Annotated in this window: 15 protein-coding genes; 14 read left to right on the top strand and 1 reads right to left on the bottom strand. The window is 42.8% G+C overall.

All coding sequences use genetic code 11. The features are described 5' to 3' along the window. Positions 1–33 precede the first annotated feature (33 nt). The 14 genes from ACZ5Q0_RS04300 to ACZ5Q0_RS04235 all read left to right on the top strand — a co-directional run bounded on the left by ACZ5Q0_RS04300 (position 34) and on the right by ACZ5Q0_RS04235 (position 13,019). Positions 34–423 carry a GntR family transcriptional regulator gene (locus ACZ5Q0_RS04300; RefSeq protein WP_446819187.1) on the top strand — a complete coding sequence of 130 codons (390 nt, stop codon included), beginning with the start codon at positions 34–36 and terminating at the stop codon, positions 421–423. Beyond that, a complete protein-coding gene (locus ACZ5Q0_RS04295; protein ID WP_446819188.1) occupies positions 416–1,315 on the top strand; it encodes an ABC transporter ATP-binding protein in 900 nt (299 codons plus the stop codon). Before ACZ5Q0_RS04300 ends, ACZ5Q0_RS04295 begins: the two co-directional genes overlap by 8 nt. Continuing rightward, the gene (locus ACZ5Q0_RS04290) at positions 1,290–3,329 is read left to right on the top strand and encodes a DUF6449 domain-containing protein (protein WP_446819189.1); all 2,040 of its coding nucleotides are present in this window, start codon (positions 1,290–1,292) and stop codon (positions 3,327–3,329) included. The genes ACZ5Q0_RS04295 and ACZ5Q0_RS04290 overlap by 26 nt, the downstream gene beginning before the upstream one ends. Positions 3,330–3,416: 87 nt before the next feature. Further along, positions 3,417–3,860, top strand: a complete 444-nt coding sequence (locus ACZ5Q0_RS04285) for a YhcN/YlaJ family sporulation lipoprotein (RefSeq protein ID WP_446819190.1) — start codon at positions 3,417–3,419, stop codon at positions 3,858–3,860. A gap of 216 nt (positions 3,861–4,076) precedes the next feature. Then, complete coding sequence (locus ACZ5Q0_RS04280) at positions 4,077–4,250, top strand: hypothetical protein (RefSeq protein WP_446819191.1); 174 nt, start codon at positions 4,077–4,079, stop codon at positions 4,248–4,250. A 232-nt stretch (positions 4,251–4,482) separates the two neighbouring features. Continuing rightward, positions 4,483–5,397, top strand: coding sequence for a phosphate ABC transporter substrate-binding protein (locus ACZ5Q0_RS04275; RefSeq protein WP_446819192.1), 915 nt, complete (start codon positions 4,483–4,485; stop codon positions 5,395–5,397). Positions 5,398–5,470: 73 nt separating this feature from the next. Continuing rightward, entirely contained in the window at positions 5,471–6,370 is a 900-nt protein-coding gene (gene pstC, locus ACZ5Q0_RS04270) for a phosphate ABC transporter permease subunit PstC (protein WP_446819193.1), read from the top strand. Further along, positions 6,367–7,209 carry a phosphate ABC transporter permease PstA gene (pstA, locus tag ACZ5Q0_RS04265; protein ID WP_446819194.1) on the top strand — a complete coding sequence of 281 codons (843 nt, stop codon included), beginning with the start codon at positions 6,367–6,369 and terminating at the stop codon, positions 7,207–7,209. The genes pstC and pstA overlap by 4 nt, the downstream gene beginning before the upstream one ends. Further along, positions 7,206–7,958: a phosphate ABC transporter ATP-binding protein gene (locus ACZ5Q0_RS04260; protein ID WP_446819195.1), complete on the top strand. Its 753-nt coding sequence runs from the start codon at positions 7,206–7,208 to the stop codon at positions 7,956–7,958. The genes pstA and ACZ5Q0_RS04260 overlap by 4 nt, the downstream gene beginning before the upstream one ends. A gap of 442 nt (positions 7,959–8,400) precedes the next feature. Then, positions 8,401–8,829 carry a NapC/NirT family cytochrome c gene (locus ACZ5Q0_RS04255; protein WP_446819196.1) on the top strand — a complete coding sequence of 143 codons (429 nt, stop codon included), beginning with the start codon at positions 8,401–8,403 and terminating at the stop codon, positions 8,827–8,829. 26 nt (positions 8,830–8,855) lie between these two features. After that, positions 8,856–10,100 carry an ammonia-forming cytochrome c nitrite reductase subunit c552 gene (locus ACZ5Q0_RS04250; RefSeq protein WP_447182756.1) on the top strand — a complete coding sequence of 415 codons (1,245 nt, stop codon included), beginning with the start codon at positions 8,856–8,858 and terminating at the stop codon, positions 10,098–10,100. Positions 10,101–10,128: 28 nt separating this feature from the next. After that, positions 10,129–11,142 (top strand): cytochrome c biogenesis ResB family protein, encoded by a 1,014-nt coding sequence (locus ACZ5Q0_RS04245; protein ID WP_446819198.1) that lies wholly within the window; start codon positions 10,129–10,131, stop codon positions 11,140–11,142. Positions 11,143–11,145: 3 nt separating this feature from the next. Then, positions 11,146–11,940 (top strand): c-type cytochrome biogenesis protein CcsB, encoded by a 795-nt coding sequence (gene ccsB / locus ACZ5Q0_RS04240; RefSeq protein ID WP_447182754.1) that lies wholly within the window; start codon positions 11,146–11,148, stop codon positions 11,938–11,940. A gap of 227 nt (positions 11,941–12,167) precedes the next feature. Then, entirely contained in the window at positions 12,168–13,019 is an 852-nt protein-coding gene (locus ACZ5Q0_RS04235) for a DegV family protein (RefSeq protein WP_446819200.1), read from the top strand. 182 nt (positions 13,020–13,201) lie between these two features. Here ACZ5Q0_RS04235 and ACZ5Q0_RS04230 read toward each other — a convergent pair whose 3' ends face one another. After that, on the bottom strand, positions 13,202–14,374 hold the full coding sequence (locus tag ACZ5Q0_RS04230) for an MFS transporter (RefSeq protein ID WP_446819201.1): 1,173 nt from the start codon (positions 14,372–14,374) through the stop codon (positions 13,202–13,204). Between the last annotated feature and the right edge of the window lie 172 nt (positions 14,375–14,546).

The following is a 14,546-nucleotide window of genomic DNA, read 5'->3' as shown; positions in this document are numbered from 1 at the left end:
AATAGTACAGACGATATTGAAAGGAGGGGCTTTATGTTTGAATTAGACCTACGCAGTCGCACACCTATTTATGAACAATTAGTAGAGAAGTTTATCGAGCTGATTATAAATAATGTTTTACAGGCTGATGAGCAATTACCGACTGTACGAGAGTTAGCTGGTGAATTAACGGTTAATCCGAATACCATTCAGAAGGCGTACCGGGAGCTTGAATACCGCGGCTTTATTTATTCGGTGCCTGGTAAAGGTAATTTTGTAAAACCGGCTGCTTCGGGTGATAATACAGCGCGCCTGCAAATCCTGGCTAAAGAGCTCGAGCGAGTTGTAGCTGAAATGCTTTATCTAGGTACGTCCCCCCAGGAAATTACTACCCAGGTTAAGGGCCTGATTTCTAAAGATAAGGGAGGTAAGGAGAATGATTGAAGTAGATAGGGTCAGTAAGCAATTCCAGGGACTGGAAGCGCTTAAGGAGGTAAGTCTGTCAGTTAATAAAGGTTCCATCTATGGTCTGGTAGGATCGAATGGAGCCGGAAAAACTACGCTTTTAAAGCTGTTGGCCGGTGTTTATAGGCAGGATGGAGGCCAGGTGAAGATAGATTCGCAAACAGTTTTTGAAAATGAGGAGATAAAGGCACAGACCGTTTTTATTCCAGATATTCTTTATTACTTTCCTAATTACACTATTCAAGATATGGCTGATTTCTATGCCCGTATTTATCCGGGTTGGAACCAGGAGCGCTATAACAAACTGGGGAGTGTTTTTAATATTGAGGTAAAACGGCGTATTAAAACTTTATCTAAAGGCATGCAGCGCCAGGTAGCCTTTTGGTTGGGATTAACCCTGATGCCTGATGTTATGATTTTAGATGAGCCCCTGGATGGATTAGATCCGGTGATGCGGCAAAAAGTAAAAAATTTAATCATTCAAGATGTAGCCCAAAGGGCAATGACTGTCATCATATCGTCTCATAACCTGCGTGATCTGGAAGATATCTGTGATTATATCGGTATTTTGCATCAGGGGAAAATGCTTATCCAGAAGGATTTAGATGATTTAAAGGCAGATGTACATAAGATTCAAGTAGCTTTTACAGGAGAAATACCACCCGCCTTATTAGAGGAAATGCAGGCTCTTTATTCCGAAAAGCGGGGTAGTGTGCTGATTCTTATTGTGCGTGGTCCCTATGATCAAATCATTGACAGCATGCAAGCCTATCACCCGGCTATTCTGGATATTCTACCCCTCACCCTGGAGGAAATATTCATATATGAAATGGGGGATAACGGTTATGAGATCAAAAACATCCTTTATTAATAAAGGCATACTGCATAACGATTTCAAGCGATTTACCTGGATAGGGATCGCATATCTGCTGGGCTTGTTTTTAAGTATTCCATTACAGATACTGATGCTTTACAGTCGGGGCAAGGAGTTGGGAATTTCCTATGATCTCCTTACTTATTTGCGGGTATTTCATTTTGATTCCTCACCATTCCAATTCATGTTATTAATTATTGTTCCTGTACTAACAGGTCTGGTGTTGTTTCGCTATTTGCAGGTTAACCGGGCCGCAGATATGGAGCATACTTTACCTATTAAGCGGGAGACTATGTATAATACCCATATTGTAGCAGGTCTTATCTTACTTTTAGTTCCTCTTGTTATCACGGCTCTGATTTGCTGGGCCTTAGTTACCGGGCTAGGGATCCAAATAAATAATCTGGCTATTCTATCCTGGTTGTCGGTAGGTATGCTGGTCAATATACTTTTGTTTATGACTAGTGTAGCTGTAGGCATGTTTACCGGCATGTCCACTGTGCAGGGACTATTAAGCTATATCCTGCTTCTCCTGCCCAGCGGGTTTTCTATGTTGTTACTGTATAATCTGAAAATTTATATTTATGGTTTTGCTATTGATGTTTACTCGGAAAAGATTGCTCACCTGTCACCCCTGATAAGAATGGCAGAATACTCCGGGATGCCGCTTAATTCCACTGAAGTCATGGTTTATCTTCTGTGTAGTATAGCCTTATATTTTATAGGCAAATACCTGTACCGGCGGCGACGGTTAGAGATGGCCGGTAATGCTATAACCTTTGACATAATTGCTCCGGTTTTAAAATATAGTGTTACTTTTTGCAGCATGCTCTTAGTAGGGGTTTACTTCCAACATGCGCAGAACAGCATGGGATGGACTTATTTTGGCTATTTTCTAGGTGCAGTACTAGGTTATTTCCTAACTGAAATCCTACTTAACAAATCCTGGCATGTTTTTGGATGGAAGCAGCTTAAAGGCTGCGGAATATATGGAATGATTATCGTATTAATGCTTGGTTTACTACATTTTGATTGTACCGGTTATGAAAAACGTTTGCCGGCACTAGATCAAGTGGAAAGCATTTACTTGGATAATTCTTTTTGGGCTTTAATCTATAATGATGATCCCAATCCCATATACAGGCAGGCCTATAGAGGTGGTTTCCGCCCCTTACCGGTATTTGTGGACTCGGCTATTCAGAACAATATTCATACTTTGCATAAACAGATAATAGCTAATATTGGCAAGAAAAATGCAGTTTCCGTAGGAAGAAAAAGGAATATTCCAGGTGAGCGTATCTGCTTGGCTTATAAGTTAAAGGATGGTAGCTACATCTACCGGCAGTATACTATTACCACTGATAAGTATGCAGAACAGCTAAAGCCTATTTATGAATCGCCAGAATTTAAAAAGCTGCATTATGAAATCCTCAGTATAAACCCCGGTAAGGTAAATAGGTTGGAGATTAATGCTCGGGAGGGGAATAAGCAGGTACGTATTACTGATCCCGAACTGATTCGTCAGGGTATCATTGTTTTACAGAAGGATATTTATGAGCAGAGTTTTGCCGAGATGGTGGATCAAAGGTCTCCCTGGGCAGAAATAGAAGTCTATTTTAACAATCAATATAGTTGTGGTGTTAGGTGGAATAAATCATATGCCAATTTCGAACAATGGCTAAAAAGTACCGGTAAATATGATCAGGCTCGGCTAATGCCGGAGGATATTAGTTATGCTATTGTAGCCAAGGGCCCTGATCAGGAGCATAAAAACCCCCGGGAACCTCAGGCGGTTAAACCTGAACCGACCAGTATTCAAGAATTAGAAACCAGGTCAGGTGTAATTAAAATAACTGCCTCTGATCAATTGGAAAGTTGTTTGCGTATTTATCAGGATATCTACCCTGATAATGGGGAATATACCATTATGTTCCAGCTAAAAAACGGAGGAGTTATCTCGGGAACCTTTTCGGAAACAGATGTTCCTGATTTTATCCAAGAACATTTTTAGCAACATAATGGCCTAAATTTATTTATTAAGTTTGGATATTTCCCTTATCTTTTTCAAATAGTAATAAAAAAGGAGGGAGATATCTAAATGTCCAGAAAGCGATGTTTCATTCTTACTCTAGTAATATGCCTGTTATTTACAACCATCGTAGGGTGTTCCCCGGCTAAGAAACCGAATACTACTCCTTCTAAGCCCCGTACTACTTCAGATAGTAGCCGGGTAGCCAGTGCCATTGACACTATTGCCGGAGTAAATAAATCTACGGTAGTTTTAGCAGGGAATACCGCTTATGTAGGTTTAGATCTAAAGGCTAATGTAGAAAAGAGTAAAACCAAGACTATAGAAAAAGAAGCCAGTAAAAAAGTACAAAAGGTACTACCCCGGATTAAAACGGTTTTTGTTAGTTCAGACGTAGATACGGTTACCCGCCTTAAGAAAGTATCTAGCGGTATAGCGGCAGGTAAACCGGTATCAAGTTTTACCGACGAATTATCAGAAATAGGCAGGCGCATAACACCTATGAGGTACTAGGATACTTGTAATCCTTAAGGGGTCAGGATTTAATCATTTTACTTCCCCGTAAGGCGGAGAATGATGAAGTGATAAAGCCTGACCCTTTTTTATTTTCTGACTGGGCTTTGTTAAAGCTGTCTGCAAAGAGATTTTCACAGGTAGCCCCAGCTAAGGGAAATGATGTAAAATTGACTATGAAAGCGCAATATATAAAAACTAGAGTGGAGGGTATTTATGAAAGATTTTTTTAATAGCCCGGTCTGGAATATAATCTTTTTAGTCATTCTGGCTTTTTTATCGGTCTTTACCGGGGAAATCGTTACTTTTGCCATGTTGGGTATAATCATGATCATGTTAACGAACATTTACAATGTTTTGCGGGATATTTCGAAAAAACTGGATAGTTAATAAAGAAGCTGTTTGACCACTGTGGCCGGTATATTTCCCCTTCTGCTAAGGAGCTTAGATGGGGTTTTAACTTACCACTACCAGGCAGTATTTTAAAAGATCTGTTTTAAGGGCTGCTTTTAAGAAGACAACTCGAAAGAACAATTCCCCCTTCTGAGGTATTCCCATAAGTTATTAGACAAATAAGAAAAATGAATTATAATAATATTAAATATAGGGAGGGTGGTAAACAATGAGAGTAAAAAGGCTGGCAGCTTTGCTGCTGATTGCAGCCCTGGCATTATTTGCAGTGGCTGGTTGTGGTGGGGATAAACCGGCTGCGGATAATAATCCGGCTACAGATCAAAAAAGTTCTATTAAGATTGGTGGATCTAGTACCCTGGCCCCTATCATCGCTAAATGTGCAGATGATTTCACAGAAGAATTTAAAACCTGGAATAAGGTAGATCCCAGTTTGCCTGAGGAACCTATAGTAATATTCGTATCTACGGGTGGCTCAGGTTTTGGCATGAAATCAGCAGTAGATGGCACCTTCGATTTTGGAATGGTATCTAAAGACCTAAAGGACGAAGAAAAGGCCCAGTTTGCAGATGGTACGATTGTTCAGCTGGGCTCTGATGTTCTCGACATAGCTGTTAATCCTGCCAATCCTGTCACCAAGGTGAAACCCGATCTGACTACTGAAGAGATCAAGGCTATTTTTGCAGGCCAGATTAAGACCTGGCAGCAGTTGGAGCCTAGTTTGCCAGACCGTCCCGTTGTCGTTGCGGTACGGGACCTGGGTGGTGGTGCCAGTGAAGTTTTTGATAAAGCGGTTATGAAGGGTACGCCTATCTCACCGGAAGCGCTGCAGATTCCTTCTATGGGGGCTCTAGCCGGAAAAGTTATGGATAATGTTGATACTATTGGCTATGTTTCTTCCGGATTAGTGAACCAGAATTCTGATAAGATTACTGCTTTAAGTGTAGATGGTATTGCTCCTACGGTAGAAAACATCGTGGCGGGAAAATACAAGATCGGGCGGCCTTTGTTGTTAGTTAGTAAGGATAAACCAAATAGTCAACAACAAGCCTTCCTAGATTATCTGCAATCAGAAAAAGGGCTAAAGGTAGTAGAAAAAATGGGTTATATTCCCGCTGCCCAGTAAGAGGGTAACGGTGATTAAATAGCGGGCAGGATTATGATTCCTGCTCGTTATTTTTTGTAGTGAGGTAATAGTAATGCAAATTTTTACCCCCAATAGAGATTTTAAAGAGAGGCTTTTTGCTACCGGGATTACTATTATGGCTGCTTTTTTCAGCCTGATTCTTATCGGGATTATTTTCTTTATGCTGCAGGAAAGCTGGCCAGTCTGGTCGGAGGCAGGGGTAGTGAGTTTCCTGACTGGAACGGTGTGGAGGCCACTGAGCAATATTCCCCAGGTAGGCATAGCCCCTATGCTGGTGAGTACTTTGTGGGTGGCTTTTGGTGCCCTAATAATTGCGGCTCCACTGGGGTTAGGCTGTGCCATATTTATGGCTGAGGTTGCTCCTGCCTGGCTGGCAGCTGCTATTCGGCCGATGCTAAATATGCTGACTGGTATACCCTCCGTAGTCTATGGTTTTCTGGGAGCAGCAGTGATGGTTAGATTTTTTGAAGTTACCTTTGATCTGGCTAGTGGGGAGTCTCTATTTGCTGCTTCACTAGTGTTGGCGATCATGGTGCTCCCTTTTGTGGTGGCCAATTCGGAGATGGCCCTGCGGGCGGTACCATCCGAATACCGTGATGCAGGTCTTTCCCTGGGGGTATCCCGGCCTTATTTTACCCTGCGGGTACTAGTTCCTATGGCCTGGAAAGGAATCTTAGGAGCTTTGGTATTAGCTTTCGGGCGGGCTATGGGGGAAACTATGGCTGTACTTATGCTAGCGGGGAATACCTTGCTTTTGCCGGCTTCCTGGTTTAGTAAAGGGGAGCCTTTACCAGCCCTTATTGCCCTGGAACTGGGTAGTTCCACTCCCGGTACTCTACATTATCAGTCCTTATTTGCGGCAGGATTAGTGCTGGTGGTAATAGTATTTGTCGTTAATTTGTCTATCCACATCTATTTAAACCGGGTGAGAAACGAGGTGAATCGCTCATGAAACCAGGAAATACTATAGATCGTGTGCTGACGGGGTTTTTCTGGTTATCGGGACTGTTCATTATTCTGGTTTTGCTAGCAATTATTATATATCTGGTCTGGCGGGGCGGGGCCTTTGTTAATACCGCCTTTATAATGGGAAACCCCTGCGGCACCCCTCTGGGCAGTGAGGGAGGTATACTTCCTGCTATTAAAGGAACCTTGTGGCTAGTTTGGTTGGCACTTATTTTTGCTATAATTCCCGGGCTGGCTACTGCTGTTTACCTGAGCGAATACGGGCATAAACACCGCCTGGCAGAACCTATTAATATTTTGGTACAGAGCATGTCCGGGGTTCCTTCTATTGTACTTGGTCTATTTGTATACGCACTCGGAGTTGTAAAACTGGGCTGGGGGATATCCCTGTTGGCAGGTGGAGTAGCTTTAGCTTTAATGATTTTTCCGGTGATTGTCGTTTCCAGCCGGGATGCATTATTGGCCATTGATGACAACTATCGTTTGGTAGCCAGGTCACTGGGGGTATCGGAAGCTTACACCCTGGGAAGGATTATTTTACCCCGGGCGATTCCGGGCATAATGGCGGGGGTGCTTCTGGCTATGGGATATGCGGCTGGAGCAACTGCTCCTATTATGGTAACTGCTGCAGCGATTATAGCCAGTTCATCAGGGGTGTTAATGGAACCAGTAATGGCCTTACCCTATCACCTTTATATTTTGTTTAATGAGCATATATCCATGGATAATGCCTATGCTACTGCTCTGGTTCTGGTACTGCTCCTGTTAATAATAAATGCACTGGCTTTATGGTTACATAGTCTGCAAGAAAGGGAAAATGCATGATGATAGCGGTAAAAATAGCTCAATTTAACACCTGGTATGGAAGGCAGCCGGTTTTGCAGGATATTAATATCAACTTTCAAGCTAATGCTATTACGGCTATAATAGGGCCGTCTGGTTGTGGTAAAACTACTTTGCTGCGCAGCATAAACCGAACCGCCGAAATGGAAAAAGCCTTTTCCTGCCAGGGTGATATACAGGTACTAGGAAAATCTATCTATAACATAAAACAGGTTGCAGCAGTACGCCGCCAGGTAGGGATGGTCTATCAGACTCCGGTGGCTTTGCCTTTAAGCATTCAAGAAAACATACTTTTTGGGCCTAAATATTATGGTGTTAAAGAGCGTTCCCGTCAGAAGGAAATCGTAGAAAATTGCTTGTGTAAAGTAGCTTTGTGGGAGGAAGTTAAAGACCGGCTTAAGCAGCCGGCCGGTAAACTTTCCGGGGGGCAGAAACAGCGCTTGGCAATAGCCCGGGTACTGGCGGTGGAACCACAGGTATTGCTTCTGGATGAACCTTGTTCCAGCTTGGACCCGGCTTCTACCGGATTAATAGAAGAACTTCTGACCGGGTTAGCCGGTGAATTATGTGTGATTATTGTAACCCATAATCTTTTCCAGGCCTGCCGTATTGCTCAGGAGACAGTTTTATTATTGGATGGACAGGTGGTGGAGAGCGGTCCTACTGCCACTATTTTCTCATCCCCCGGTGATGTAAGAACTCGGGGCTTTATTGGTGGGCAATTCGGTTGATTTTTATAGGTTTAAATAAACTATTCTTTAATCATCCCCTAAAATCATCCTGTAAAAATCAATGTTTTACCCCGATATATCCTGATATATAGAAAGATAACTCCCCACTATCAACCATTTCCCATTTCCTTTCTCCGACGGCGTTATACCTGTCGGGCTCGACTCATAGGACCCGGCTTCTGCCTGCCGGAAAATACGGAATAGTTTTTTGCAATTATTTCCATACTTTGGAGAGTTTTTTAATGGATTGAGCATTTGTTGGACTTAATCTGTAAAAACGATGCAATTTACCGAAAAAAACAAACAAATATACAATATCCCAGTAAAAATGATATATATGGATATAAGTGGGCTTAAGAGATTTTCACGTATATCTGTTTATATGCTAAGCTGTATTCTGAACGGATATAACCAATTTGTGGGGAGGTGGTGGTATCATTTCATGAGAAAGATCTTTAAATGGGGAGCAATTTTAGTCGGTCTTGGGTTTGCCATGATGTTATTGACTCGTCTCCCGGCTTTAGGATTAGAGGAAGCCAGCTTTTGCGGGCGCTGCCATAGTATGCAAGTACAGGTTGATACATATATGCATTCTCCACATCGTGAGGTGGCTAATTGTGGTGATTGCCATGATCCGCATGGATTGGTTACTGGAGGTGCTTATGCGGCTTATACGGGTACACGAGATCTATATCGTGTAGTAACTAATACTATACCCCGTGAGATCCGTACTACTGAGTTGAGTAAGAGAGTACTGCAGGATAACTGTCTTCGCTGTCACCAGGATATCATGAAGGAAATAGGTGACACCAGTCGTGATCAAGGGAAGCATTGCTTCCATTGTCATCAAGAAATCGTTCATGAGAAATAAATGCTGAAAGGGGCGTGAATAGTCTGATGTCAGCTAGAATGAGGCAGCTTATTTTTGTTACTGTCCTTATTTTAATTTTTATAGGGGGAGCGGCTGCCTTCTTTTTTACCCGTAATAATCAGGATAGTATGGAGGGAATTCAGGGAGAAATTGCTGCCAATGAGATGCGGTCAGAAGTCTGGGGTAAATTTTATCCCCGGCATTGGGATAGCTATCAGGCCAACCTGAATAATACGGAGAAGCCTTCCCATTTTGAAACTAAGCCCTATATGAAGACCATTTATGCCGGTTTTGGTTTTGCGGCTGAATATAATGAACCTCGTGGTCATCTGTATACCCTGGAGGATATACGGGATATTGATCCGGCCAGAAAAAAGTCCGGAGCAGCCTGTAATACATGTAAATCTACCCAGATTCCTGAACTTATCCAAAAATATGGGGATAAGTACTACCAGATGTCTTTTGAAGAAATAAACAATCAATTAAGGGAACCAATTGGTTGTCTGGATTGTCATGATCCTAAGACTATGGATCTACGCATCAGCCGTCCAGCTTTGAAGGAAGCACTGGAAAGGCAGGGGCGTGATTTGAATAAAATCTCCCACCAGGAAATGCGTAGCCTGGTCTGTGCACAATGTCATGTTACTTACTATTTCCAACCAGAAACTAAAAAAGTAATTTTCCCCTGGGATAAAGGGATCAAGGCGGAAAATATCCTGGCTTATTATGATGACTTCCAGTTTAGTGAATGGATACATCCGCTAGCTGGTACGGGATTGGCCAAGGTTCGCCATGCAGACTATGAGACCTTCATGGGAAGCACCCATGAGAGCGCAGGAGTAGCCTGTGCAGATTGTCACATGCCATATACTAAGGTTGGAAATGTTAAAATTAGCTCTCATGACTGGAGCAGCCCCCTAAATCATATTGAAGAGAGCTGTACTACCTGTCATCGCAATGGTATAGAGTGGTTACAAAGCCGCGTTACTACTATACAAAAACAATGTAAGGAAACCCAGGACATGGCTGGTGAAGCTGTAGTTCTAGCGATTAATGAACTGAAAATCAGCCGTGAGACTCCTAGGGTAGACCAGGCTAAACTTAAACAAGCTATGGATAGTCACCGTAAAGCCCAGTGGTATCTGGATTTTGTCATGGTAACCAATGGATATGGTTTCCATAATCCTACTGAAACCTTGAATAATCTAAGCAAGTCTATTAATTATGCTCATCAATCCGTGCGGCTTGCCCGTGAAGCCAGAGTTAAATAATTAAAGTAAAACCTGGAGTGTGAATGGATTGAGAAATATATCGTATTTGGTGCAGGCCTTATCCAGGATGAAAACAGCCATCTATTTATTAATAACAATTAGTATAGTAAGTGCCGTAGGAACCTTTATCCCTCAGGACTATGAATCGGCTTATTATGCCCAGCAGTATGGTGCAGGTCTAGCTAAGTGCATACAGCTACTGGGATTAGATCATCTTTATCAGGTTTGGTGGTACCAGTCTTTAATAGGGATTTTAGGTGCCAGCTTGCTTTTATGTTCTGTACGGCGACTTAAAGTGGGGAGGAATATACAGGGAGCAGCTTCGCTGCTCCTTCATTTTGGTATGGTTATTACGCTGATAGGTGCCGTCTGGTCTCTGGGTTATGCTCATAATTCCTATATAGAGATAGCTGAAGGGGAAACTGTCTCGTTACAGGAACATGGTTTTGATAGTGGATGCTTACATATAAAAGATTTTCAAATTGATTATTATCCTGATCTGTCTCCCCGTCAGTATCAGTCTGAGATTTCCTTAGAGGGTTATCGCGGCCGGGATTACCACCAAAACGTAATCGTGAATCATCCACTTAAAGCAGGAGCACTAAAGATATATCAGACTTCCTGGGGCTGGCTGATGGAGACTAGTCTAAAAGTAGATGGAGCAGAACATAATTTACGTTTACAGGATGGAGTAAGGGTGACATTACCAGGTAATGAGAATATACAAGTACAGTGTTTGTTTATACCTGATTACCGGGAGGATAATCAGGGGCTTCAATCGGCATCACCGCTCCCCAATAACCCCAAAATGTGGATAACGCTTCTGTCTAAGGGGCAAATCGTGGCTATGACCATTCTGGCTCCGGGAGAAAATTATGAATGGGGGAAGTATAGTTTTACCTTTGACCAGTTTAGGTATTACACCGGACTTACCGTAAAGGAAGATAAGGGCGTTTATCTGGTCTTTATCGGCTTTTTGGTGACAATAGCCGGATTAATAGGACGATACTCGAAAGAATTATTATACAGAAAGGCAGTATAAATTATGGAGATGTATATCGTCTACTTGCTGGATACTAGTTTTATATTGCTGCTGGCCGGGATTATTGTCGGTGTGGCCATGCTGTGGAAGCCGGTGCCGTGCCTTAAAAAGGTTAATAACGTGCTATTTATCCTGGCCACCATATGTTTAACCCTGGTTATACTTCTGAGGGGAGTAGATTCAGGTCGTCTTCCTTTTGCGAGCATGTATGAATTTACCCTGCTTTTTATCTGGGGAATTCTGCTTTTTAGCACTGTTTTGAAGCGAACTATACAGGCACCTACTTTTGATTTGGCAGCTGGTATTCTAGTTTTATTTCTTCTATCCCTGAATAGTATAATACCTTCAGACTCCCGTCCCCTGATGCCTGCGCTGCAGAGTACCTGGCTTCATTTTCATGTAGCTACAGCCGTAGTTGCGTATGGTTTTTTTGGTGTGGCCTGCTGCCTGGGTGTAATGTATCTTATTAAATCTAAAAGCGAAACCCGGGAAGACATACAATATCTGGATAACCTGATTTATCGATTGGTGGTGGGGGGGTTTATTTTTTTAACCCTGGTTATTGTTACTGGGGCTATCTGGGCGGAGCAAGTCTGGGGAAATTGGTGGACCTGGGACCCTAAAGAGACCTGGTCGCTTATTACCTGGCTTGTATATGCAGCTTATCTTCATGCTCGCCGCAGCTATAGTTGGAAGGAGAAGAAAAGTGCCCTCATAGTAGTGGTAGGCTTTGCGGTGGTTCTTTTTACCCTGTTCGGAGTGAGTTTCCTATTATCGGGTTTACACAGCTACATATAAGTATCCTGGTATATCTTTATCTGTAATAAATTACTTATGCCCGTACTTGTTACGGGTATTGCTTTTTATAAGATGTCAGGTAGCGGCTCTGGGCTGTGTAAAAAGGTGGTCTCATTTAATTTTACCAGTTAATTTGTGTATACTATCAATAGCTGCCGGGAAGCCAAATAAGGTTTATTTACTACCATCTGGAAGGGCTTGCTAAAGCAGTAGTAAGGAGTGAGGAATTGGGAATCAAAATAATAACCGATAATTGCTGTGATCTTCCGCAGGAGTTGCTGGCCAGGTATGATATTACCGTGGTCCCCCTAAGGGTGCGCTTTAAGGATGAAGAGATCCCTCCTGGCCAATTTAGCCATGCAATGTTTTATAACCGCATGAAAACCTCTCCGGTTTTGCCTAGTACTAGCCAGCCACAACCGGGCGATTTTCTGCTGGAATATAATAAAGCCAAGGACTGCGGGCAGGAAGTGATCAGTATACATCTTTCGTCAGGAATATCGGGGACAGTTCAATCTGCTCATATGGCGGCTCAGATGATGCAGGGAAATAATATTCATGTGGTTGATTCCCTAAAAGCTTCGGTAGGTCAGGGATTGATGGTGCTGGAGGCAGCCCGCCGGGCTGATCGTAAGGAAGATATATCGTCAATTCTTAAACGGTTAGAGGAAATGAAAAAACGGTTACGCTGTGTTTTTGTAGTAGGGAATCTGGAGGCTTTAATAAAAGGGGGGCGTTTATCCCGTACTAAGGCTATAATAGCAGGAACCTTAGATATTAAACCAGTACTGCATATGGACGAATGCGGAAAAATTGTACCCTTTGATCGGGCCCGCGGATATAAAGGGGCCCGGAAAAAATTACTCGATATTATGGAAAATTTGGGGAGTGAACTATCTGGACAGACGACGGGAATTTGCCATAGTGCTTGTCCGGAACATGCTGAATATTTAAAACAGGCTATTCAGGAACGATTTGGATCCAAAGAAGTTATTATAGGCGAAATTGGTCCTGTTATTGGTTCCCATGTGGGCCCGGGAACTTTTTCAGTTTTCTTTGAGTCCCAACCTTATGCTTGAGGAGTACTATATAGTCGGATGTTTAGACACTATACTTCTTCGCTTTATGTTACGAAGCAGGCTGGAGATTAACACCTCCCGATCAGGTGATCTCCTACGAATAGGCTCTTAAACTTAATTGGCTCGTCTAATGTATAGTATTTTAAAGGCGGTAAACGCCAAGACTAATTTTTTAAATTACGTTATTTTTTTATAAAGGCTTTGCTACTCATAATCACTAGGGCGGCACTGGCGATAACGATGGCGGTCAGATATCCCAGATTTAAGCCTAAGTCCAGCATAAACCCGCCAAGAGCAGGTCCGATAGAACGCCCCAGACTATCATACCCCTGCAGTATTCCCATAGAGGTTCCCTGAGCATTTTCGCTTTGCTTGGAAACTGCTGCGGAAATAGCAGGACGCATTAGGCCTACTCCTGCGGAAAAAACAGCCATGAAAACAATGGAACTAGGAATATTAAAGGTAAAGATAAATAAGATGAAGCTTAAGATCAATAAAGCGATTCCGGTAGCAGCTGTTTTTTCTTCCCCCAGACGATTAATTAATCGTCCTACCAGTAGACCCTGAACTAATGCTGAGACTACCCCGGCAGCGGTAAATGACCAGCCGATATCACCAGCAGTAAAGTTGATTTTAGCTTCCGCAAAAAGGGCGAAGGTACCATGGTGAATAGACTCCCCGATACTGGCCAGAAGGATGACTATAAAGAACACGGCTAGGGGACTGTTTAGCCCTTCCCGGAGAGAAGCTCGCTGGAATTCCCGCTGAGTACGCATTTCTTTGGGAAGAGATTCCTTTAATACTACAAGCATTCCCATGCTATTTACCAGAGCTAATAGGCCGGCTAAAAGAAAAGGAAAGCCCAGGGAAATATCAGCTAAAACTCCGCCTATGGCTGGACCAAAAATCATGCCCATTCCCATAGCTGCACCTATTAACCCCATACTGCGCCCGCGTTCTTCCGGACTGGTAGAATCTGCCACATAAGCCATGGCTGTAGGCATAGTGGCACAGGATAAAGCCCCTCCGGCTATTCGCACCAGATACAGCATCCATAGCCGGGTGGAATAGGCAAAAAGAATAAAGGTTACGGCAAAGCCAAAGATGCCTAATAACAATACCGGTTTGCGCCCTACTCGGTCTGAATAGGCACCCCAAATAGGTGCGAAGATAAACTGGCAGATAGCATAGACCGTCATAAGTAACCCTAGTTGAAAGGCGTTAGCTCCCATTGATTCAGCATAATATGGTAATACCGGCATGATAATGCTAAAACCTATCCCTACCAAAAAGATGGATATAAAAAGGACGACCATACTGTTGCGCTGATCTTCCTGTTCCTGCTTATTGTGCATATTAATTCCTCATTTCGAATGCTATACTGATTGTATACCAGCCACTTCTAAAGGTGTGACCAGTTTTCAAGTATTGTATAAAAGATCAGATATAACTATTTTATATGTTCAACCTGTTATTAACACTAAACTCTTTAGCCCCCTAACCGACTTGGACAAAGTATCTTAATCT

The sequence above is a fragment of the Syntrophomonas erecta subsp. sporosyntropha genome (assembly GCF_055395365.1).
Note: the sequence above shows the minus strand (reverse complement) of the source record. Positions and strands in the feature narration are given on the sequence as shown.

Excerpts from the sequence above, each read along its gene's own strand:
- ccsB (WP_447182754.1), top strand. The coding sequence starts at position 11,146 with ATGGAGATGTATATCGTCTACTTGCTGGATACTAGTTTTATATTGCTG.
- pstC (WP_446819193.1), top strand. The coding sequence starts at position 5,471 with ATGCAAATTTTTACCCCCAATAGAGATTTTAAAGAGAGGCTTTTTGCT.
- ACZ5Q0_RS04255 (WP_446819196.1), top strand. The coding sequence starts at position 8,401 with ATGAGAAAGATCTTTAAATGGGGAGCAATTTTAGTCGGTCTTGGGTTT.
- ACZ5Q0_RS04260 (WP_446819195.1), top strand. The coding sequence starts at position 7,206 with ATGATGATAGCGGTAAAAATAGCTCAATTTAACACCTGGTATGGAAGG.
- ACZ5Q0_RS04230 (WP_446819201.1), bottom strand. The coding sequence starts at position 14,374 with ATGCACAATAAGCAGGAACAGGAAGATCAGCGCAACAGTATGGTCGTC.
- ACZ5Q0_RS04290 (WP_446819189.1), top strand. The coding sequence starts at position 1,290 with ATGAGATCAAAAACATCCTTTATTAATAAAGGCATACTGCATAACGAT.
- ACZ5Q0_RS04285 (WP_446819190.1), top strand. The coding sequence starts at position 3,417 with ATGTCCAGAAAGCGATGTTTCATTCTTACTCTAGTAATATGCCTGTTA.
- ACZ5Q0_RS04300 (WP_446819187.1), top strand. The coding sequence starts at position 34 with ATGTTTGAATTAGACCTACGCAGTCGCACACCTATTTATGAACAATTA.
- ACZ5Q0_RS04295 (WP_446819188.1), top strand. The coding sequence starts at position 416 with ATGATTGAAGTAGATAGGGTCAGTAAGCAATTCCAGGGACTGGAAGCG.
- ACZ5Q0_RS04250 (WP_447182756.1), top strand. The coding sequence starts at position 8,856 with ATGTCAGCTAGAATGAGGCAGCTTATTTTTGTTACTGTCCTTATTTTA.
- ACZ5Q0_RS04280 (WP_446819191.1), top strand. The coding sequence starts at position 4,077 with ATGAAAGATTTTTTTAATAGCCCGGTCTGGAATATAATCTTTTTAGTC.
- pstA (WP_446819194.1), top strand. The coding sequence starts at position 6,367 with ATGAAACCAGGAAATACTATAGATCGTGTGCTGACGGGGTTTTTCTGG.
- ACZ5Q0_RS04275 (WP_446819192.1), top strand. The coding sequence starts at position 4,483 with ATGAGAGTAAAAAGGCTGGCAGCTTTGCTGCTGATTGCAGCCCTGGCA.